Annotated in this window: 30 protein-coding genes; 4 read left to right on the forward strand and 26 right to left on the reverse strand. The window is 29.3% G+C overall.

The window, feature by feature from the left end; all coding sequences use genetic code 11:
* Window position 1 precedes the first annotated feature (1 nt).
* Window positions 2–1,051: an ABC transporter ATP-binding protein gene (locus KQI68_RS06340; RefSeq protein ID WP_216549288.1), complete on the reverse strand. Its 1,050-nt coding sequence runs from the start codon at window positions 1,049–1,051 to the stop codon at window positions 2–4.
* Between the two features lie 10 nt (window positions 1,052–1,061).
* The gene (locus tag KQI68_RS06345; protein WP_216549289.1) at window positions 1,062–1,601 is read right to left on the reverse strand and encodes a helix-turn-helix domain-containing protein; all 540 of its coding nucleotides are present in this window, start codon (window positions 1,599–1,601) and stop codon (window positions 1,062–1,064) included.
* Window positions 1,602–1,792: 191 nt separating this feature from the next.
* Between KQI68_RS06345 and KQI68_RS06350 the strand changes: the two genes are divergently transcribed.
* Complete coding sequence (locus KQI68_RS06350; RefSeq protein ID WP_216549290.1) at window positions 1,793–2,509, forward strand: heparan-alpha-glucosaminide N-acetyltransferase; 717 nt, start codon at window positions 1,793–1,795, stop codon at window positions 2,507–2,509.
* A 41-nt stretch (window positions 2,510–2,550) separates the two neighbouring features.
* Window positions 2,551–3,612, forward strand: a complete 1,062-nt coding sequence (locus tag KQI68_RS06355; RefSeq protein WP_216549291.1) for a M24 family metallopeptidase — start codon at window positions 2,551–2,553, stop codon at window positions 3,610–3,612.
* A 94-nt stretch (window positions 3,613–3,706) separates the two neighbouring features.
* Here KQI68_RS06355 and KQI68_RS06360 read toward each other — a convergent pair whose 3' ends face one another.
* Genes KQI68_RS06360 through KQI68_RS06375 form a run of 4 tightly spaced genes read right to left on the reverse strand, consistent with a single transcriptional unit; the run spans window position 3,707 to window position 7,465 of the window.
* Window positions 3,707–4,546 (reverse strand): TPM domain-containing protein, encoded by an 840-nt coding sequence (locus tag KQI68_RS06360; RefSeq protein ID WP_216549292.1) that lies wholly within the window; start codon window positions 4,544–4,546, stop codon window positions 3,707–3,709.
* Window positions 4,547–4,567: 21 nt separating this feature from the next.
* Window positions 4,568–5,140: a LemA family protein gene (locus KQI68_RS06365; protein WP_216549293.1), complete on the reverse strand. Its 573-nt coding sequence runs from the start codon at window positions 5,138–5,140 to the stop codon at window positions 4,568–4,570.
* Window positions 5,124–6,311, reverse strand: coding sequence for a tRNA uracil 4-sulfurtransferase ThiI (gene thiI, locus KQI68_RS06370; RefSeq protein WP_216549294.1), 1,188 nt, complete (start codon window positions 6,309–6,311; stop codon window positions 5,124–5,126). Before thiI ends, KQI68_RS06365 begins: the two co-directional genes overlap by 17 nt.
* A gap of 8 nt (window positions 6,312–6,319) precedes the next feature.
* Window positions 6,320–7,465, reverse strand: a complete 1,146-nt coding sequence (locus KQI68_RS06375) for a cysteine desulfurase family protein (RefSeq protein WP_216549295.1) — start codon at window positions 7,463–7,465, stop codon at window positions 6,320–6,322.
* Window positions 7,466–7,586: 121 nt separating this feature from the next.
* Here KQI68_RS06375 and KQI68_RS06380 point away from each other — a divergent pair, with 121 nt between their 5' ends.
* Entirely contained in the window at window positions 7,587–8,498 is a 912-nt protein-coding gene (locus tag KQI68_RS06380; protein ID WP_216549296.1) for a ribonuclease H-like domain-containing protein, read from the forward strand.
* A gap of 200 nt (window positions 8,499–8,698) precedes the next feature.
* Here KQI68_RS06380 and KQI68_RS06385 read toward each other — a convergent pair whose 3' ends face one another.
* From KQI68_RS06385 to KQI68_RS06425, 9 genes are all read right to left on the reverse strand, one after another.
* A complete protein-coding gene (locus tag KQI68_RS06385; RefSeq protein WP_216549297.1) occupies window positions 8,699–9,319 on the reverse strand; it encodes a hypothetical protein in 621 nt (206 codons plus the stop codon).
* A 10-nt stretch (window positions 9,320–9,329) separates the two neighbouring features.
* Window positions 9,330–10,262 (reverse strand): hypothetical protein, encoded by a 933-nt coding sequence (locus tag KQI68_RS06390; RefSeq protein WP_216549298.1) that lies wholly within the window; start codon window positions 10,260–10,262, stop codon window positions 9,330–9,332.
* A gap of 83 nt (window positions 10,263–10,345) precedes the next feature.
* The gene (locus tag KQI68_RS06395) at window positions 10,346–10,540 is read right to left on the reverse strand and encodes a hypothetical protein (RefSeq protein ID WP_216549299.1); all 195 of its coding nucleotides are present in this window, start codon (window positions 10,538–10,540) and stop codon (window positions 10,346–10,348) included.
* A gap of 4 nt (window positions 10,541–10,544) precedes the next feature.
* On the reverse strand, window positions 10,545–11,177 hold the full coding sequence (locus tag KQI68_RS06400) for a class I SAM-dependent methyltransferase (protein WP_216549300.1): 633 nt from the start codon (window positions 11,175–11,177) through the stop codon (window positions 10,545–10,547).
* Entirely contained in the window at window positions 11,174–11,761 is a 588-nt protein-coding gene (locus KQI68_RS06405) for an IbrB-like domain-containing protein (protein ID WP_216549301.1), read from the reverse strand. Before KQI68_RS06405 ends, KQI68_RS06400 begins: the two co-directional genes overlap by 4 nt.
* Window positions 11,758–12,873, reverse strand: a complete 1,116-nt coding sequence (locus KQI68_RS06410) for a phosphoadenosine phosphosulfate reductase domain-containing protein (RefSeq protein ID WP_216549302.1) — start codon at window positions 12,871–12,873, stop codon at window positions 11,758–11,760. The genes KQI68_RS06405 and KQI68_RS06410 overlap by 4 nt, the downstream gene beginning before the upstream one ends.
* Window positions 12,851–13,732 carry a hypothetical protein gene (locus KQI68_RS06415; protein WP_216549303.1) on the reverse strand — a complete coding sequence of 294 codons (882 nt, stop codon included), beginning with the start codon at window positions 13,730–13,732 and terminating at the stop codon, window positions 12,851–12,853. Before KQI68_RS06415 ends, KQI68_RS06410 begins: the two co-directional genes overlap by 23 nt.
* Window positions 13,665–15,098, reverse strand: coding sequence for a DEAD/DEAH box helicase (locus KQI68_RS06420; protein ID WP_216549304.1), 1,434 nt, complete (start codon window positions 15,096–15,098; stop codon window positions 13,665–13,667). Before KQI68_RS06420 ends, KQI68_RS06415 begins: the two co-directional genes overlap by 68 nt.
* A gap of 2 nt (window positions 15,099–15,100) precedes the next feature.
* The gene (locus tag KQI68_RS06425; protein WP_216549305.1) at window positions 15,101–16,327 is read right to left on the reverse strand and encodes a hypothetical protein; all 1,227 of its coding nucleotides are present in this window, start codon (window positions 16,325–16,327) and stop codon (window positions 15,101–15,103) included.
* 125 nt (window positions 16,328–16,452) lie between these two features.
* On the opposite strand from KQI68_RS06425, the gene KQI68_RS06430 reads away from it, so the two are divergent.
* Complete coding sequence (locus KQI68_RS06430) at window positions 16,453–16,971, forward strand: hypothetical protein (protein WP_216549306.1); 519 nt, start codon at window positions 16,453–16,455, stop codon at window positions 16,969–16,971.
* 145 nt (window positions 16,972–17,116) lie between these two features.
* Here KQI68_RS06430 and KQI68_RS06435 read toward each other — a convergent pair whose 3' ends face one another.
* The 11 genes from KQI68_RS06435 to KQI68_RS06480 form a co-directional block, all read right to left on the reverse strand.
* Window positions 17,117–17,389, reverse strand: coding sequence for a hypothetical protein (locus KQI68_RS06435; RefSeq protein ID WP_216549307.1), 273 nt, complete (start codon window positions 17,387–17,389; stop codon window positions 17,117–17,119).
* Window positions 17,376–17,849 (reverse strand): hypothetical protein, encoded by a 474-nt coding sequence (locus KQI68_RS06440; RefSeq protein ID WP_216549308.1) that lies wholly within the window; start codon window positions 17,847–17,849, stop codon window positions 17,376–17,378. The genes KQI68_RS06435 and KQI68_RS06440 overlap by 14 nt, the downstream gene beginning before the upstream one ends.
* A gap of 44 nt (window positions 17,850–17,893) precedes the next feature.
* Window positions 17,894–18,028 (reverse strand): hypothetical protein, encoded by a 135-nt coding sequence (locus KQI68_RS10435; RefSeq protein ID WP_281422244.1) that lies wholly within the window; start codon window positions 18,026–18,028, stop codon window positions 17,894–17,896.
* 98 nt (window positions 18,029–18,126) lie between these two features.
* The gene (locus tag KQI68_RS06445; RefSeq protein WP_216549309.1) at window positions 18,127–18,321 is read right to left on the reverse strand and encodes a hypothetical protein; all 195 of its coding nucleotides are present in this window, start codon (window positions 18,319–18,321) and stop codon (window positions 18,127–18,129) included.
* Window positions 18,322–18,373: 52 nt separating this feature from the next.
* Window positions 18,374–18,619, reverse strand: coding sequence for a hypothetical protein (locus tag KQI68_RS06450; protein ID WP_216549310.1), 246 nt, complete (start codon window positions 18,617–18,619; stop codon window positions 18,374–18,376).
* 101 nt (window positions 18,620–18,720) lie between these two features.
* The gene (locus KQI68_RS06455) at window positions 18,721–19,098 is read right to left on the reverse strand and encodes a hypothetical protein (RefSeq protein WP_216549311.1); all 378 of its coding nucleotides are present in this window, start codon (window positions 19,096–19,098) and stop codon (window positions 18,721–18,723) included.
* 9 nt (window positions 19,099–19,107) lie between these two features.
* Complete coding sequence (locus KQI68_RS06460; RefSeq protein WP_216549312.1) at window positions 19,108–19,308, reverse strand: defense against restriction DarA-related protein; 201 nt, start codon at window positions 19,306–19,308, stop codon at window positions 19,108–19,110.
* 2 nt (window positions 19,309–19,310) lie between these two features.
* On the reverse strand, window positions 19,311–19,769 hold the full coding sequence (locus KQI68_RS06465) for a DUF7659 family protein (RefSeq protein WP_216549313.1): 459 nt from the start codon (window positions 19,767–19,769) through the stop codon (window positions 19,311–19,313).
* A gap of 145 nt (window positions 19,770–19,914) precedes the next feature.
* Window positions 19,915–20,226 carry a phage holin, LLH family gene (locus tag KQI68_RS06470; protein ID WP_216549314.1) on the reverse strand — a complete coding sequence of 104 codons (312 nt, stop codon included), beginning with the start codon at window positions 20,224–20,226 and terminating at the stop codon, window positions 19,915–19,917.
* 138 nt (window positions 20,227–20,364) lie between these two features.
* Window positions 20,365–20,589, reverse strand: a complete 225-nt coding sequence (locus KQI68_RS06475; protein ID WP_216549315.1) for a hypothetical protein — start codon at window positions 20,587–20,589, stop codon at window positions 20,365–20,367.
* Window positions 20,586–20,843 carry a hypothetical protein gene (locus KQI68_RS06480; RefSeq protein ID WP_216549316.1) on the reverse strand — a complete coding sequence of 86 codons (258 nt, stop codon included), beginning with the start codon at window positions 20,841–20,843 and terminating at the stop codon, window positions 20,586–20,588. The genes KQI68_RS06475 and KQI68_RS06480 overlap by 4 nt, the downstream gene beginning before the upstream one ends.
* Window positions 20,844–20,846 lie beyond the last annotated feature (3 nt).

The raw sequence follows: 20,846 nt of genomic DNA on the forward strand, positions 1-20,846 counted from the left end.
ATTACTCCCCTTCTACTTTCATTACGTGAATTAAATCAGGTTTAATATTAATTCCAGTTCTCTCTCCAACTTCTCTTTTTTCTGTAGACTGAACAAGCATTGTAAATCCATCTACATCTACAGTCATTTCATAGTGAACGCCCTTAAAAACTAAGCTTGTTACAACTCCAGCAATTTGTGAATTTTCATCATTTTCATCTACTAAAAATACATCTTCAGGTCTTATAACAACTTCAACATTTTCATTTTTATTAAAACCAGAGTCAACACATTTAAATTCATAACCTAAAAATCTAACTTTGTAATCATCAACCATTACTGCATTTATAATATTTGATTCACCAATAAAATCAGCAACAAAGGCATTTTTTGGCTCATTGTAAATATTAATAGGAGTATCCATTTGTTGAATTTCTCCACTATTTAATACAACAATTGTATCTGACATTGAAAGAGCTTCCTCTTGATCATGAGTTACATAGACAAAAGTAATTCCTACACTTTTTTGAATCCTCTTAAGCTCTATCTGCATGTTTTGACGAAGCTTTAAATCAAGTGCTCCTAGAGGTTCATCAAGAAGCAGTACATCTGGCTCATTTACAAGTGCTCTTGCAATTGCAATTCTTTGTTGCTGACCGCCAGATAGTGAATCAATTTCTCTATTTTCAAATCCTTCAAGATTTACAAGCTTTAAAACTTCTTTAACTTTTTCTTTAATTGTATTTTTATCAACTTTTTTAATTTTTAAACCAAATGCAATATTTTCAAATACATTCATATGTGGGAAAAGTGCGTATTTTTGAAAGACAGTGTTAATTTTTCTCTCATATGGCTCTTTATTTGTAATATCTTCTCCGTTAAAAAGAATCTTCCCACTATCAGGTTCTTCAAAACCTCCAATAAGTCTTAAAATAGTTGTTTTTCCACAACCACTAGGTCCAAGAATAGTTAGAAAATCATTCTTTTTAACTAAAATATTAAAGTTTTCTAATATTACATTATCTCCAAAGCTCTTTGTAATGTTTTTTAATTCAATTACATAATTTTCCATATTTCGCCCCTTAAAAACTTGGTGGGGAACTAACCCACAATATTTCAGCATCCTTTGAACTTTTATTAACTAAACAGTGAGATTTTTTTGCTTCAAAGTAAAAAGTCTCTCCTTTTTTTACCTTGTATTCATTATCTCCATAAATTAAAACTATGCTTCCCTTTATAACATATCCAAACTCTTCCCCTTCATAAGGCGGAATAACTTTAGACTTACCTCCAGGAGCAATCTTAATTCTTGTAGGCTCCATTTGATTTTTCTGTGCATTTGGCACAATCCATTCTAAAGCATAATTTAAATCATCATTATCTGTTTCAAAATAATCTTCTTCTTTAAAGACTATTTTTTCATTTTTATCCTTCTCAAAAAAAATGCCTGGTTCTGTACCCAGTGCCTCTAAAATATCTAAAAGAGAATCTACAGAAGGAGAAGTAAGATCTCTTTCAATTTGAGAAATAAAGCCTTTTGTCAGCTCTGACCTATCAGCCAGCTCTTCTTGAGTAAGACCTTTCTCAATTCTAAGCTCTTTAATTTTACTTCCTATTTCCATTTCATCACCTATGTTATTAAACAAATTACTTAATTTACTAAACCATATAAGATTATAAAACTTAATATATTAAATGTCAAATCAAATATATGATTTTTATTGGAATTTTCAGTAAATTTACAATTCACATACTAAAATTTAAGTTTTTTATCATTTCAATATATTATGTTATAATTTTTTAGAGGTGCAAAATGGAAAAGAATAAAAAGAGATACAATATTATAGATTTTTTAAGGGGATTTACTATTATAAATATGATTATTTATCATGGTATTTATGATTTAGAAGCTTTTTATGGAATAGAAATTCCCTACAATCTTTATTATTACCAACAGTACATATGTATGTCTTTTATTTTAATTTCTGGACTTAGCCTTAATTTTTCTAAAAATTATTTTAAAAAGTTTTTGATTTTAACTGGTGTTTCTATTGCTATTACATTGGCAACTTTTTTATTTGATAAAAATGAAGCTATTTATTTTGGTATAATTCATTTTTTTGCAGCTGCAATGCTAATTCACATTATTTTTGAAAATTTTATAAAAAAAATAAATCCTAAGTTTGGACTTATTATTTGTTTAATATTGTTTATTATTTTTAAGAGAATTTATTATGGAAATATTTTCTTTGGATTAATTGATATTCCAAATTCACTATATAATTTGAATTTATTTGTGCTAGGTCTACCCTCCCCAAGCTTTTCATCTGCTGATTATTTCCCAATTATTCCATGGATATTTCTATTCTATGTTGGGTATTTCTTCTATGATTTTATTGACTTAAAGAAAAAGGAAGCTTCAAAGAATATTATAAATATTATGGGAAGACATTCTCTAGTTCTCTATATAGTTCATCAAATTGTATTAGTAGTCCTACTTAGTATCGTCTTTTATTTTGTAGGAAGTTAATTTAGGTGTATAATTAAATATAATTTATAAATGGAGGAATTATGAATAAAAGAATTGAAAATTTAGTTGAAAAATTAAAGGAAAATAAAATTGATAATTTACTTATAACTGATCCTTATGCTATTTTTTACTTTATTGGAAAATGGTATGAACCTGGTGAAAGACTAGTTCTTTTAAATGTTTCAAAGGACAGTCAAGTAATTTTATATGTAAATAAATTATTCCCTACTGAAGACTTGGGCGTGGAGTTGAAGTGGCATGATGACACTGATAATCCATTAAAAGATGTAATTAAAGATATCAAAGGAACAGTGGGCATAGACAAAAAAATGCCTGCAATGTTTTTACTTCCATTAATCAAAGAAACAGACTGCGAATTCGTAGAGGGTTCTCACTTAGTCGATTACTTAAGAGGTAGAAAAGATTCTGAAGAAATCGAAAAAATGATTAATGCTTCAATTGCAAATGACAAGGCAATGGCTAAGATGGAAGAAAAATTAAGCGAAGGCTTAACAGAAGAGGAAATGACTAAATATTTAAAGTCTGTTTATGAAGATTTAGGTTCCAAGGAGTTTTCTTTCGATCCAATTATTGCCTATGGTGCAAATGGAGCAAATCCTCATCACACAAATGATTCATCTCTTCCAAAAGATGGCGACAGTATTGTTGTTGACATGGGATGCATACTTGATGATTATTGTTCTGATATGACTAGAACTTTCTTCTACAAATCAGTTCCTGAAGAAAGCAAAAAAGTTTATGAAACAGTTCTTGCTGCAAATCTTGCTGGCATTGCTGCTGTTAAACCTGGAAATAAACTTTCAGATGTAGATAAGGCTGCTAGAAAAGTAATCGAAGATGCAGGTTATGGAGAATACTTTACTCACAGAACTGGACACTTTATTGGACTTGAAACACATGATAAGGGAGATGTTTCTTCAACTAATGATGCTATTATAGAAGTTGGAAATATTTTCTCTGTAGAGCCAGGAATTTATCTTCCAGGAAAGGTTGGAGTGCGTATCGAGGATTTGGTTCTTGTGACAGAAGATGGCTGCAAAGTTTTAAATAATTATAATAAAGAAATTACAATAGTTGGATAATAAATACTAAAAAGGGATGCAAAATTGCATCCTTTTTATTAGTATTATATTAAAAATAAACCCTCTTTTAATCTAAGAGGGTTAAATTTTTGAGTTATATTGAGCCACCGGCTCCTCCTCCTCCAGAAGAACCTCCGCCGCCGAAGCCTCCAAAGCCTCCGCCAGAGCCTCCACCGAAGCCACCGGAACCACCGAAGCCACCGGAACCACCAAAGCCTCCACGGCCGCCGAAGCCTCCAAAAGATCCTGGACCCCAGAATATTACTGGAGGTCTTCTTCTCCTTCTTCTGTTACCAGGTCCTCTTCCAGAACCTCCACCTAGGAAAGCTGAAAGAATAAATAAGATTAGAATTATTTTAAAAATATCTCCCAACTCAAGTCCTTCTTCGGTAGGAGTTATTTCTCCTTCTGGTTCTCTTGCCTCAATAGTGATTCCATATTCATCTTCATAATATTTAATAATATGAGCATATCCTTCAAGCATTGCTCTTTCAAGTGGTCTATCATCTAGATATTTACTTGTAACATCAGCCATAGACCTAATAATTCTTGAAGCATAAGCATCTGGGATAAAACCTTCAGTTCCATATCCAGATTCTATTCTCACATATCTATTGCCATCATCTGTTAAAGAAAGCATTAATAAAGTTCCATTGTGCTTTTTTGCATCCCCTATTCCAATATCATTAAAGACTTTTGTAGAATATTCTTCGGGAGTATAACCTTCTAAATCAGTTACAATGACAACAGCTATTTCTCCACCAGTTTTCTTTTTTAAATCATAGGTTGTCTTGTTTAAATAGTCTATGCTTTCCTGTGATAGAATTCCTGCCTCATCATAGACATTGTAGGACATTCCATCTTTATTAAAGGCCGCATTGACATTTAACACAAGTGCTAGTATAAAAAAGATTGTAAAAATTGACTTTTTCATTTCTATCACCTATCTATGATCTTAAAACTTAACTTCTGGTACCTCATTATCTGCTTCTGAAACTTCAAAATATTGTCTTTGTGAAAATCCTAGTATTCCTGCAACTATATTAGTAGGAAATCTTCTAACAGCTTGATTATAAACATTAACTGTTTCGTTATATCTCATTCTTTCTGTTGCTATTCTATTTTCTGTTCCTTCAAGTTGAGCTTGTAAATCTAAGAAGTTTTGATTTGCTTTAAGCTCAGGATAGTTTTCAACTACAACATTAAGTCTGCTAATAGCATTGGTTAAATTATCATTAGCTTCTGCTAATTCTTCAGGAGTATTTGCATTTTGAACTCCTGCACGAGCTTGTGTAATTTCAGTAAATGTTTCTTTTTCGTGTCCTGCATAACCTTTTACAGTTTCAACTATATTAGGAATTAAATCAGCACGTCTTTTAACTTGGTTTTGAACTTGTGCCCAAGCACCATTTACATCTTCATCAAGTTTTACTAACTTGTTCCATTGACCACCAAGAACTACTGCAATACCAATAACTATGGCAATAATTATTATTATGCCAGCAGCCCCTTTATTTTTCCTCTTCATCATAACCTCCTATTTTACTAACGCTCATTTTTTCCATTGCCTCTTCAACAAGTTTTTCAGAGTCTAGCGGCTCTTCTGATTCTTCTATACCCTCAATTGTAGGTTTTAAATTAGGATGTTTTGGTAAAAATACTGTACAGCAATCTTCAAATGGAAGAATCGATGTCTCATAAGTATCTATTTCCTTTGCAATTTCAATAATATCTACCTTATCCATTCCTATTAGAGGTCTAAAAACTAATTTATTAGTAATATCATTGGTTACAGTAAGACCATTTATGGTTTGAGAAGCAACTTGTCCGAGATTTTCCCCAGTTATAATGCAGTCGTAGTTATTTTCTCTTGCAATTTTATCAGCAATTCTCATCATAAATCTTCTAGAAATAATTGTCATTTCCTCTTCAGGACAATTTTTATTAATTTCCTTTTGAACAGGAAGAATATTAACAGAATAAAATGTGAGTTCGTCGCTAAAGTTTGCAATATCTTCTGCAAGTTTTTTCACCTTTTCCTCTGCTCTTTCAGAAGTAAAAGGATAGGAATGAAAATGCAAGCAGTCCACTTTAACTCCTCTTTTTGCCATTAAAAACCCTGCAACCGGAGAATCAATTCCACCTGATAATAATAGTAGTCCTCTACCATTAGTGCCAGAAGGAAGTCCGCCATGAGCTTTAATCTTTTCTACATATATATAGGTATCCTTTTTTAAATCGCAGTAAACATTAAAGTCAGGGTTGTGAACATCAACTTTTACATCAAAATTCTTTAAAACTATTCCACCAATTTTTGCTGAAATTTCCATAGAATTTAATGGAAATTTTTTATCTCCTCTTGATGTTATTGCCTTGAATGTTTTGTATTCAGGATTTTTTTCAAGAGTCTGTTTTACAATTTCCTTTACAGCTTCTTCGATTTGTTCTGGATTTGTCTCAACTTTAATAGTTGGAGCAATATATACAATTCCAAAAACATGTTTTAATCTATTGATTAATTTTTCTTCATTGTCAGATACAACTTCAACATAGACCTTTCCCATATTGTGATAAATCTTCCCGTGATCAATTCCACGTAGATTTCTCTTAATTTGTCTCATAAGTTGCTCTAAAAATCTATGTCTATTCTTGCCTTTTAAGACAAGTTCTCCCAGTGAGAGAGCCATTTCTCTATTCATTAAATCACCTATCTCATTATTTCTCTTATTTCATTTACATATTTTACAAGTTTTTCTACAAATTCATCAATATCTTTTTTTGTAGTGTCTTTGGAAGTACATATTCTAATGGTACCTTCCATATATTTTGGACTCATTCCTATCTCTTTTAAAGTGCTGGAATGATGAGTGCCATTTGAAGTACAAGCTGAAGCAGTTGAAATATAAATTTCTTCACCTTCTAAATAATGAAGCAGTACTTCAGCTCTAATATCTAGTATTGATATTGAAATTATGAAATCACTTGAATTTTCTGGAGTGTTTATTTTATAATCAGTTAAATTTTCATCTAGTTTTTTTAATAAATATTTTTTTATCTCTTTTGCATGATTAAGCCTATTATTTAAATCTTTTCTTGTAAGTTCACAAGCTTTGCCAAAACCTAAAATTCCCGGCACATTTTCAGTTCCTGAGCGAAGTCCCTTCTCTTGACCTCCACCTATTACAAGGCTTGGAATTTGAAGATTTTTTCTTTTATATAGGGCTCCAACACCTTTAGGCCCATAAATTTTATGAGATGAGAAAGAAAAAGTGTCTACTCCCAAATCTTTAACATCCACTGGAATTTTTCCAACTGCTTGAACTCCATCAACATGAACTAAAATATTTTTATTGTAAGCTTTTATAATTTTTATAATCTCTTTGATGTTATTAATAGTTCCAAGCTCATTGTGAACATATATAAGTGAAACTAAAATAGTTACATCATCTAATTCATTTTTTAAAGCATTTATTTCAATATTTCCGTAGCTGTCAACAGGAAGATACACTACATTTAATCCTTCATCTTTATAATGTAAAAATTGATCATAAATTGAAGCATGCTCAATTGAAGTTGTAATAATCTTTTTTCCCATTCTTTTATTTTTTTGAATAGCTCCATGAATAGCAATATTATTACTTTCAGTTCCACCTGATGTAAAATAAATTTCATCAGAGTTTACATTAATTAAATCAGCAGCATTCTTTCTAGCATTTTCAATTTCTTTTTCAACTTTTAGACCAAAACTGTGAAGTGAAGATGGATTGGCAAAATCCTCTTGAAGTGCTTTTAACATTACTTCTACAACTTCTTTGTCTGGCTTTGTAGTTGCACAATTATCTAAATAAATCATAATATCTTCTTTCTATATAAATTTTAAATCATATTATCTTTATTATACTATATTTGACTAATTTCTAAAAATCATATCTTTAAACAAATCCTATGTGATAAAATATATCAAAGGTGAAAATATGAAAATTTTACATAGAAAACTAAATTTAAAATCAAATTACAATTACTTTAAAATAGAAACATCGGGACTGTCAAGGGATAAAGATCAAATAATATCAATTAGTTTTATCTTAGAATATAGCGATGAAGTTATAAACCTTTCAATTGAAAACTTAAAAGAAGAGGAAAAAATTATAAAAGAATTCTATAAAATCTGCAAAGATAAAGAATTCATAACATTCTCTGGAAAATCTTTTGATTTGCCCTTTTTAAATGAAAAGTATGAATTTTACATTGGGGATAAAATTGATATAAAAGTAATTGATTTACAAAACCTAGTCAAGAAATATAATTATATATTTAAACTAGACTCTTTCGCAATTAATTATCTTCTTAGAAATTTTGATGTAGTAAGTGAAGATAAATTAATTAAGGGAATAAAAAATCATATTTATTTTAAAAATTTTGTAGAAGGTAAATCTGAAAATATAGATAAAGTTTCTGAAAATAATTTAGATAATATAGAAAACTTGATGAGTTTACATGAGAAGATTTTATATGAATTAGAAGATAAACTGACTTTAGAAATACCTTCATATAAATTTAAAATTTGTGAAGTGAATCTAATAGGAAATACATTAGAGATTTCTGGTACTTCAAATTATATAGATGAATATTTTAACACTAATGAATTTTATACAATTAATTTAGGAGAAGAATTTACTGTTAGAATTAACACAAGAGACTTGCCTTATGATAAAGACGACAACTGTTACTTTGTAATGAAAAATTATTTTGGAAATATTAAAAATAAAAGTAATTTGAAAAGTCCCGATAAGATTTTGATTTTATATTATAAGAATCATATCTTTGAAAATGAAAAAGAATTACTAGAATTTATTATAAAAAGAGAATTAATCAATATAAATTAAAAAAGACTGCCTTGCACAGTCTTTTTCTTTTGATTATTTTGGTGCAGGAGAAGGGACTTTGCACCATAAATCCCACAGTACCGTAAAATACTCATATTCGCACTAACTATATAATAAAAGTTGGCTAAAAGTTGGCTATAAAATAAAAGGGTTATAATTAGAGATTGAATATATAATTATCTCTAATTATAACTTATATATCATTCAAGTCCTAGTAAATCATTTGTCGTTATCTTATCATCTCGCAATACATTATTCAGTAGTTGTAGTTTAAATTCTAAAGGTATATTTTTCTTATCAGAATCCTCATATTGTTGTCTAAAGAACCTAGTTACAAAATCATTTCTTTCTTGAGTCCCTTGACCTATTAAAGACATAAGATAGCTATAATCTTCTAAAACCTCATTATCATCAAAATCTAGAGAATGTAGAAAACCTGCATCGCCGGATTTATTTTTAACTTTAATGGCGATATTGGCTAAGTTAGCATAATCTTTATTATATGCAGCATTAAGTCCATTCCAAAATAATTTTGCTATACTTTCTTTACTTGATTCATCTTTAATTATATATTTTTCGACATCTATATCTTTATCTAATGTTTTAACTGTTGCTAATGTTAGTCTAATAAGGCTTATAGTAGTGACAATATCTATATCGTAATCTACGCTTCGTAGCAATGCAGGTTTTAATTTATAAATTGCATTACTCCATAACTTCAGTAGTAAACTATCATTTAATTCCATTTTAAATAGTTCTGAATTTGATTCATAATGTACGTAATCTATTAATAGATTTTTATCAAGATTAGTATTTTTCATGGTATACTCCTCATTTATACTTGTTATAGATTATTTTTTCCATTCCTACCCTATACTGTAAATATCTTTTTCCATAAATTGTTAATCTTTCGCTTATGGTATCGAAGAAAAAATTCTTAAACTCATCTATAAGCTCTTTGTTATCAGAATTTCTATCTAAGAAATCTACATAAAATAACATCAGTTCATTAGCTTTTTGTACTAGCTCATAAGTTCCTTTATCTGTTACGTATAATCTCCCGTTTTCATCTGCATAAAAGTTAAACATGCTTATTCCGATAATGTTTCTAAGTTGTATAGGATTTACGTTATCTACATAATACATTTCCGGTCTATTTTTCCAATTTTCTTCTTCTAATCTCCAATATTGGTGTAATACTCCATTTTCTTTTCTAAACTGTTCTTGTGCCTTATTTTCAAAATCTACTAATAACTCAATTGCATCTAGGATATTCATTCTACTTTCATAATCTGTTATAACCAGAAAATCTAATAATTCTTTTTTTTCTAAATCACGAATTCCAAATCCACGTGCCCCACCAATATTGTTTGCTGATTGTAAATATATCTTAAAATATCCGTAGTGCTTAGCATTATGTTCATTTTTTTTCAATTTTGCAATGTGTTCTTTTTTACTTACAAAACGTTCTAAATCTTTTTCACTAATAGAATCTATTTCATAGTCTCCAATTTTTATAGTGCAATCATCGTAATTTATAAAGCCTGTTGGTGTTTCTAAGGCTAACATCATTCTTATACTTAGCCTATCGAATGAAAGATTCCTATATGTTACATAAGCTCCTAAAAATTTATATCCAGGGTATGAATCCATATTAATTTTGTCTATATAGACTCTTTGAGCTTCTCCTACATTAATAAAATCAATATCCTTTGGTACTAATCTTTTGCCCTTGTAATCTCTGTAATAGTTAAGATATGTCATAATCCAACTCCTATTCTATATTTCAAATGTTTTCTCTATCTGTTTTTATTATACTCTAAGAGTAGATATAATGCAAGACTTTTTTATAAATTTATTCTTCTTTCTTCAATCCACTTTTCAAGTTCTTGAAGGTCTTCTTCTTTGGAATATTTAAGTATAAAATTTTTGGCCGCACTTTTATAACTAGCTATCTTTTTACGCTCTTTGTTATTTCTGTCCCATTTGTTTCTCGCTCTTGCTTGAGCGGGTGAAGTTTTCAATTTTTCCTTCTCTTCCATTAAGTTATATTTCCCTTTCTATATTATCAATTCTCTCTAACAGTACTGACAACCTTTTGTGATTTAACTCCGTACCAACAAACTTTTTATTATTCAAATAACTATACATTCCTACTAGTCCACGTCCCATACAAAAATCACCTATGCACTCATAATCTATATTAGTGCATATCCATTCAATTATTTTTTCTTCGTCCATTCCATCTAGTTTTAGATTCTTATACTTATCTGCACCTTGTACTATATAACATAGGTTCTTATTATTGTTGTAATACTTACTGTTATAAAAAGTAACCTTCTTGTATATCTTCTTCATTTCCTCAATAAAATAAGGTAAATATTCTTTACCAACTTCAACAAATGCTATTCTTGGTCTAACCTCTTTTATGCACTCAAATAATCTTTTATAAAAACTATCATATTTAAATGGATTAGTCTTATCTGCTTTAGTGTAAAAACTAGTCATGTTTCCCTGATTCCATGGAGGGTCTACAAAAATAACATCTGCTTTATACATAAAATCAGGTATAGGATTAAATATATCATGCACCTTAACAATAGAACCATCTTTAAAAGTATAAGGTTCATCTCCTAAAGGATACTTTAAATAAGCATCTCCATAATTCCATTTTGTCATTGTTCCACCTCTTGCATTTCCCAGGACTTGCTATAAGGCTGATTTCTAAAAAGATAAGCAATTCCAGTTATTTGTTTAAGCCTAAATACTTCTTCTAGCTCCATACCTAGCATATGTGCAATTTGTTCATCATCAGCACCTTGGTCAAACATTGATTTTACAAGGTCGCCCATTAACTCAACTTGGTGTACTCCTCTAGCTCTGTTAAATTGTACTGTAGCACTCATTCTTTTAACCATATCATGCTCTAGAACTACTATAGGAATTTCTTTACATTCCAATACATCTTTTAAGATAGTAAATCTGTGGAATCCGTCTATAATTACAAACTTTTCTTGCTCTTCGTCCCATATTGTAACTATTGCAAATGTAAATCCATTATCAACAATAGAAGTCTTTAATAAATCCATGTTTTGTGGGTCTACATGGTTAGGATTGTAAGTATTAGCTACTATGGATTCTGTAGGCACTATTATAGGTGTCATAACTGGTAGTTTCAGTTTTTCTCCACCTTTAATTTCAATCTCTGGTGCTTTTTCTATTTCAAACTTTCCGTAAGGTGTATCTAGTATTCTTTTACTCATAATATCGCTCTCCATTTATCTAGTGTTTTTTGTCTAGGGTCTTCTTTATTATCTATTGTTAAGTTGTTTTCATAATCGTTTAGGATTAATTGTCTGCATTGTTGCCTTGCTACGTAGTTATTGTTTAAATGTTTCTTAAACCTCTTCTCAAATATCGGTTTCTTTGTAGGGTCAGGATATGTTTCCATTAAAAAATCTCTATACTCAATCCAGTTTTTAAAGTTCTTAGGTAGTTTTCTAACCTTTAATAGTTTAGGGTCTTTACCGTATAAATTACCTACAGAAATTCCATCTATACGTTTTAACAACCTATCATAAGTCTTAGGCTCGAACTCTGGTAAGTCGACCAACGCTTTAAAGGATTTTTCATGTATCAAAGACGATACCCTAATCTCTTGCAGTCCCAATCCTTTTTTGTGTTGGTAATCATAAATTTTAGAATATTTAAGTTCATTATCGTAAATATATTTCCAAATGTCGTGGAAATTCCAGTCATACAATGGATAAGCATTTACTCCCTTTTCAGTTTTTGTAGTCCAATATACATCTTCATATCCAGGGTTCTTCATTACTGCTCTCATTCTATTAGGAGATTCAGTCGCTCTAAGTCCCAATATAAAACAAGTATTTTCTTTAGTTCTTTGGAAATTTTCTAATGCGTCATAAAATCCAAATCCTTTATTTTTGTCTCTAATTGTTTCTGTTTTAGAATCCCACGGTTTATGCTTTATACTATCAGGTTCTTTAGGTCGCATCCAGATTTTAGATTTTCCTTCTTCCCAACATTTTAACTGTGTTTCCATCATGGACGTTGCATTAGTTAGATTAAATTGTATTTGCAACCAATATTTTATAGTATTTTCAGGGTACATATTCATCAGATATCTTATTTGTTTTACTGTACTGTCATATACAACTTCTTCATCTAAGAAAAATATTCCAATTCTTCTATTTCTTTTGACTGCTTCTTGTAAAGCTAAATGGCAAGCTACAGTGCTATCTTTGCCACCTGATACAGAACATATAATATTATCCCAGTCGTCAAACAGCTTGGATATTCTCTTTTTAGTTTCTGTTAATACGTCAGAATTAATATAAATTTGCCTTAGCATAAAACGCATCTAACCTACCTTTCCATTTGCTAAACTCATTAACCATATAAGTATCAATAGATAAATCGGTGCTTATATACTCAAGCTTATTAGTTTTAGTGTCTATAATATAATCAACTAAATTCATTCTCGATGTTGGTAAATCAATAATTATGTGATTCTTGTTTTTATCAAAATTTTGATAAGTCTCTACGTTGTCTAGTTTAAATCTTCCATTCCTTGCAATATAAAACAAATCTTCCTTGATACTAGACTTTTTATAATCTCCAGCTTTTAACTGTAATCTTCTAGGTAAGTTATTAGGGTCTTTATTTGCATTCTCTTCAATTTCTAATGCTAATTTATCCCTTAATTTATCGTAACTAACTTTTTGTTTATAGGTAGTTTTTATCATTTCTATAACTTCTAATTTAATCTTATAAGGCTTAATTCTAATGTCTTGTAATTGTAACTGTACGTAATCAAATTTTTCAACTTGCTTCATGCCTTGGTCTAACTTTTGCAAGATTCTAAAATCTTCCTTGTTATCTATAAATGGTAGTGTATTAAATATTATTCTATGTGGTGTTTGATTAATCCATACTGTAGCACAATTTACTTTCAAATCTTGATAATTTGTAGTTCTTAGAGCTTCATTTACTATTATTAAGCTATCAGGTCTGACCTTTTCTATCATAGGGTAAAAGGTTCTATACATTTCCCATTCGTTATATTCAATTTCTTCATATTCACGTCCTATATTTAATTTTTGATGATATTTTTCTGAATATAAGACAAAAACATCTCTTATATCATTTTTTCCTAAATATTCTTTTATTAGTTTCTCTTTCTGTCTTATCCCCAGTCCTATTCTTATCATTTTCTAAGACCTCCAAAATGTTCTTTTTGTTTAACATGCTTCTTATATGTGCTTCTAAATTTTCTTTTCTTTCTAAGCAGTTCTTTATTAAATTATCTATTCCAGTATTAGAATAAATGTTGTAGTAGTAGCATTGTCTATCTTGTCCTATCCTATGGATTCTATCTTCGGATTGTTTAGCAGTTCCCCAGTCAAAATCGGGATTGTAATATATCATCTCGTTGCAAAACTGTAGATTTAAACCATATCCACCAGTTGTTTTATTACCTATTAGCACTTTAATATCTTTGTTATGCTCAAAATCGTACAAGTTTTTTTCTCTTTGTTTTAACGTTATTTTTCCATGCAATTCTGTATATTTAAGACCTCTTTTGCTCAATAATTTTTTAATATCTTCTATCTCAAAATGGTATTTGCACCAAACAATTACCTTGTTATCAATTTTGTCTAAAATATATTCCAGCATTTCCATTCTAGGATTCTCTTCTATATTTTTAAAATAAGAACTGTGTTTGATTTTTGCATCATCTAATACTACATCTGTTAAATTATAAATATATCTTCCTGCTGTTATAAGTTGCATTGCGTTCAACAACCTATAAATAGTCGCTTCCGACCACTCGTTAACAAGAGATGTCATCTCCATTAGAACTTCTCTATAATGTTCATCTTGTTCATCAGTCAAACTAAACCAGAAATCTTCTGTTACTTTCTTAGGCAAATCCAAACACTTTTCCTTACTAATTTCATAGCTATATGGAGCTATTTTGTCTGTAAGGTAATTTACATTTAAAACACGTCTTACACGTCCATAATCATCATATTCAAGGTGGTTGGCAGCAAAGGAATAGAAAGTTCTGTAACCAAATATTCTTTTGTCTAATATGCACCATTGACTGTACAGGTCAGCTTCATTTCTTGTAACTGGTGTACCGTTTAAAATTAGTTTATACTTACATACTTCTGATAAAGCCGTTATCCTTTTAGTTCTCAAAGCATTATGATTCTTAACTAAATTACTTTCATCTACAACTAGGTAGCAATCGTAAAACTGTACTAAATTCAATGTTTCTAAAAAAGTTTTATCACTCATGGAGATGGATTCAATTCCAATAATAGAAGTGTTTTCTATAAGACCGCTAGAGTGTTTTTTAATATCCATTTCTAGATTTTTCTTAACAGAGCAAGGACAAAACCAAATAACGTAATTCACTTTATTTTTATTAAATCTATCTTTTATAAGCTCTATAGCTGTTCTAGTTTTACCAGTTCCCATTCCCATATACAGAGCACCAACTTTTAACTTAATTAATTTATCATATCCAGTTTTTTGATGTGGAAGTAGTTCCGTTTTAGTGCTTATCATAATCAATTGTCCTTTAAATCATCTAATAAGTCACTCTTGCTATTTAATATTTCTTTTAATTTTTTATTTTTGTCGAATTGTTCTTTTTCTACTACATTAATCTTAGTTTTTTCAATTTCGTTCATTTTTATTTCAATCTCTTCTTTTGCAGCAGGACTTATTTTATAATCATATAAATCAGCAAAATCCAAGACCTCTTTATAACTTTTTAAAGGAACTAACATTCCAGTACCTTTTAACCATCTAGCATCAGGTATTCTTTTAGCTTCTTCGTATAGGTCATCTTCCCAATTTAAAACAATTTGTAATAATTCAAATTTACTATTATAAAATATCCATCTAGTGTTTTCTTGTTTAAAATATCCGTTTATGGCTAAATCTTGTACTCGCTTATAGTTGTCAATCATAAACCTAACTCCATAACCTTCCGCTAAAAGTTTATTAGCTATTTCAGCTATTCTATCTTCTGTAGCTTCTGTAAATTGTGTTATTTTCTTTACCCAATAAGGATTATCCCATTTATAACCATATTCACGTATCGTTACCATTGCTACTTTGTATTGTGGTGTTCTTATTTTTATATAATCATCAGCTTTTATTAAAATATCAGTCTCATTATAATTTTCAGGGTGTATTGTTTGGTCTCTTTTTAGTTCTTCTTCTCTTGCTTTTTCTTCTTTCTCTTTTTCAATTTTATTTTTAATTTTAGGTAGAAAATCTTTAGTAATTACAATAATAGCTTCAGTATTTAAATTTTTGATTTTCCAGTTATAGTTAATAAAGAATGTACTGCTAGTTTTTTCTTTTAAAAGTTCTTCTAAGGATTCTCTTAAATCAACTCTAATTTTTAAAGAATCATCATCTTCGTAGAAATAATCTTTATATATTTGTTTTAGATACCTAAGCTCTTTATCTTCTGCATTATCTATTATGTTTTGAGCTTTTTCTGATAGTTCTTTTCTAATATTTAGTGCCCATTGCACTTGTTTGTCAGTACCTTCTAAATCAGGGAATCCTAACTTCTTAGCGTTTTCTTCTGCTATATCAGCTTCTTTTTTATATTGTGCTTGCTTTTCTTTTTCTATACAATCAGGACAAACATTATCTTTAAATTCTTTAGATGCTATGCTTTCTGCGTAATCTCTTGTATATCCACCTTGTTTAATTGTTCCCTTGTGACCGCATTTAAAAATTCCATCAAATTCGTATTTGTAGTATTTGTTGCTCATAATTTACTCCTTTGAACTCTATATTTCATCTATGTTTCTTACAATTATTATTATACTCTAAGAGTAGATATAATGCAAGTATTTTTATTAACATTTATGTTATAATTTATCAGGAGGTATTTATAATGGAAATTAAGAAAATTGGAGATGTTGTCGAAAAATACATAGGATATCATGAGGGTGCAAGATTTCAGATTGGAGAATATGGTAGTACTTTAACTTTGCTATATAAAAATCCTACTAAAAATGAGATTGAAGATATTAGTAAGGGTGATATTCAATATAGGATTACAGTTGTGGAAGATGTTATATTTTTGCTGTTTAAATTCGGTTCGCAAAGTTATATTGACTGTCCTTATAATATAAATAAGAATCCTGATATTATATTAGATGAACTTGAAGATGGATTAGGTTATTCTTGTCTAATAGAACTAATTGATTGTCGAAATGGAAAATTAAAGGCTTTTAGATTTATCTCTTTTTCAACTAATTTTTCTCAAAAATTAAAACAATTCGTTGATGAACAAAGAGAAAAATATGTAACCGATGATAATATAAGGGCTGCATTTTCTAAGTACTCAACTAACGACCTTGTGAAATTAAGCTCTGCAAGAGGTAAAATAACTAGACAAAATAATGATTAAGTGATAACATACCATTTAGTTAAATCAACTAGTTTTGTTCAGTTGGTTAGTTATTTAGTTTTGCTTATTTTTAAGCTAGGTCTTTATTGTTTCGATAATAAAGACCTTTTTGTTACATAAAAATATCCTAGGTTTACCCTAGGATTTAATCATCTTCCAAATCTTCTATTACATCGTTATCTAAATCGAATCCATATTGTTCTAAAAAATCATCGCTTGTTATCTCTTTGCTATTGCCTGCAGCTGAAATGAGTTTAATTTTCATATTATCCCAAACCATCATAATGTAGGAATTTTGATTAGGTTGCATCAATTTTTTACCTACCCAGAATTTCCATCTAGTTTTGGGAAACTTAACAAGAAAGGCCTTGTCAGTTTCCCATACTACTTGATTTTTTAAGATTCTAACGTTGTACATTTTCTTCTACTGTACAGCCCCAAATTTCTTTTTCAATAGCTTTTAGGATTTCTTCGTCTGTATTTTTTCTACTGTCTACTTGACCTTTAGCTGATACATCATCGCTATATACTCCATAATAATATTCATCACCGCTTTTATATCTATAAAGACTGTGCTTATTTTGAGTTTCTTTGTTTGTTTTGATGTTGTACTTGTCTTTAATATAAAAGACCTTTTCTTCGCCATTTTTAAGCTTTTCTAAGTAGTTTTGTGACTGTTGTTTTATAGTATTGTCGTAATTAGCTATTGCTGAATATATATCTTCAATATAGCCGAAATTAATATCTTCTATGTCTCTATTTCTAAGTGATGTTATCATGTCAGGACTAGTCTTAACTAGTTTTGCCATTTCTTTATCTGTTAGTGCACTTCCGAAAAATTTATTGATTTTTTCTTTTACTAATTCTAATTCTTTCATATAATTTACTCCTGTATTTTGATGTTTTTTTATTTTACTTTCTGTTAGATTTCTTCTTCATCTATAACATTAACATCACCATAATCATACATAGCTTGTCTTATTTGTGATATAACTTCTTCTAGTTCTTCGTCTGATACAACTTCTTCAAAATCTAATGTTATTGTTACTCTTCTCATATTTTCTCCTATTTATATTACTAATATTTCTTTTCTCTTCTTTACAACTATATTGTACGCTAAGCGTATATAAAATACAAGTCTTTTTTTGAAGTTTTTTAAAATTTTTTTCTTGCTTCTTCTATCCAGCTTTCCACCTCTTCTAGGTCTTGCTGGTCCGCTAATTTTAAAATATAGTTCTTGCAGCCACTTTTGTATGTTCTTCTCTTTTTATTCTCTTTGTTTTTACTATCCCATTTATCCCTTGCCTTAGCTTGTGCTGGTGACGTCTTAAGTTTTCTTTCTTCTGCCATAATATCCCCTTTCAAAAATAAGCCTAGATTTAACCTAGGCTTTTATAGTCTATTAAATGTCGTATTTTATTAAATATCCATTATAAGTAAAATTCTTAACTAGATTAGATATTGTTTCTAAGTCCTTTGCTAGTTTTAATGCTTCATCTGCTGTTAGCTTGCTAACTCCTGCAATAGAGATTTTTAACTCTATTGGGTTTCTGCTAGTTTCGTTTAGACTAATCTTATTGCTTATACTTTCAATTTTATCGTTTAATTCTCCGTACGCTTTACTGTAAACTGAATCATTTACTACCATAATCCATCTCCTATATTTCTAAAATTATTGTCTTTATATATACCATTATTTTCCTTACAATTATATTGTACGCTAAGCGTATATAGGATGCAAGTGTTTTTTTAAATTTCTTTTATATAATCTTTTATATTTTTTAGTTTTGTGGTTTCATTTTCTAAATATTTAATAGTTTGAATAATAATATCCGATGTACAGGCTTGTATGCTGTCAGCTAAAACATTTATAGTTAGCGGTTTGAAATCCCACTTCCACGTTACTTTATAAGTTTCATTGAATCTATCGTATTTGACTTTTTCTACTGGTAAATGTGATATATCCTCAATTATAGTTTTATAAAAATTTTCTCTATTTTGTCTTTCTGTGTGACTTCGTTCTTCAAGATTTTCTAAAAAATCCTTGGCAGATTTGCTTACATTTTCTAAAATTGTTTCCATTTCATTTCCTACATAATATTTACTTTTTTGTGCTATTGATTTCATATTTACCCCCTAAATTTCTTTTATAAAATCTAATTCATATTGATATACTTCTTCGTCAGTTAACTTTCTGTCATATATCAAATAATCGTGATAGTCTCTAGTAGATTCTAAGTCTAGGACTTTTCTGTCTTCTACTAATTCATAGAATCCATACTTAGGGAAAGTCCCTAAGCTGAATCCTCTTGCTCTCATTCCATAAATATATTTCATATTCATATCTCCCATTCTCTATTTCTAAGATATTCAATTCTTGCTGCTCTATAAGCGTTCTTTGTAGAATCATTAAGATTTAATTGTTTAAAGTATAATGAATAGTCGTAGTCGTCGTCTTCGTATTCTACATCGAAAAAGCAAGATAGAACGTCGTAATTGCCTTGATAAGTGTTTATTTCATATTCGTGATTTCCCATTTCGTAATAAAATGCATCTTTAGCAAAATCAAAGTCTTTCATTAGGTCGTCTAATTCATCGTTAGCTAAGAAGTTGTGGATTAAGTCCACGTCTTCTTTTAAACAATAAGTGCCAGCGTATATCCTTGTTATCTTGTCAAAACTATCGATATTTCGTTGTTTCATTTGTTCTTTGATTTGTTCCATACTATATCCATAAAATACTGGTAATTTGTTCCATTGTTCATTCTTGATTTTCTTGTACTCTTGATAAGTTTTCATAATATTCTCCTTCTATATTTCAAATGTCTTTTTCTTACATCTTTATTATACGCTAAGCGTATATAGAGTGTCAAGAAGTTTTTTAAAATAAATTGAAATATTAGTGCAAAAAAATAAAGCCTAGGGATTAACCTAGGCCATTTCTCTATCTGTTCTTATTAAATTCTGCTACGACTGATTCAATCATCATATTTAAATCTTTTTTAGAAATCTTAATGCCTTTAGAATTTAAAGTCTTAACAATATAATCTAGTGCCTGTTGTTTTTTCTCTTCTCCATTCCAACCGTTAACTGCTCCTAGTTGTTCTACTGCTTTAACTCCGATTCTAACATATTGTAAAACGTGGTCTACATTTTGTTTTCCATATTTTTGATTTAGTGATGCAAAAATATATACTGCTATTGCTCCAATAATAACTGTAATTGCTTGTATAATTTCAAAATAGTTAAGTTCCATAGTATTTTCCTTTCTTAAATGCTTGTAATACTGTAATTCACTTACTTTAAAGGTGGTGCTTTTAAAATGCCCCCAAATTCACATTTTTATTTTTAAGTAATATAAAAGTATGCTTATATTTTTGATGAAATAGATTATTTACTTAATTTCTTCTAAATAGTCTAAACATGGATAAATTCTATATGAATACTCTCCAAATAAATCGAATGCCGATTTATAAAAATACTCTTCGAAAGTCTTATCGTTTATTAGTTCTCTATTCTTCATTAGAACTACATAAAATCCATTATCTTTCTTTAGACAAAATATATCGTAAGGATATTTGCCCTTTAAAATTTTAATAAACTTATTTAACTTTTTCATCTTATACCTTTTTGCGGATTAAAGTATCGTTGTTTTTTATCTAAACTTTTAAATTCTTCTTCTGTTAGTAGTCTTTGTACCGCTATCTTATAATCTTTACAATATGGATAGACCCATCTATCGATTATATTTCTTACTTTTAAAGCATCTTTTTTAGATTTAAGGTGAGCATGCTGTTCATACTCGCCATTTTCTCTTACTATAAGCCATGGTCTTTCATCGCACCTAGGCTTAAATTTTATACTTAGTTTCATAAC

The organism is Peptoniphilus ovalis (assembly GCF_018919265.1).
GTDB classification, from domain to species: Bacteria; Bacillota; Clostridia; order Tissierellales; family Peptoniphilaceae; genus Peptoniphilus_A; species Peptoniphilus_A ovalis.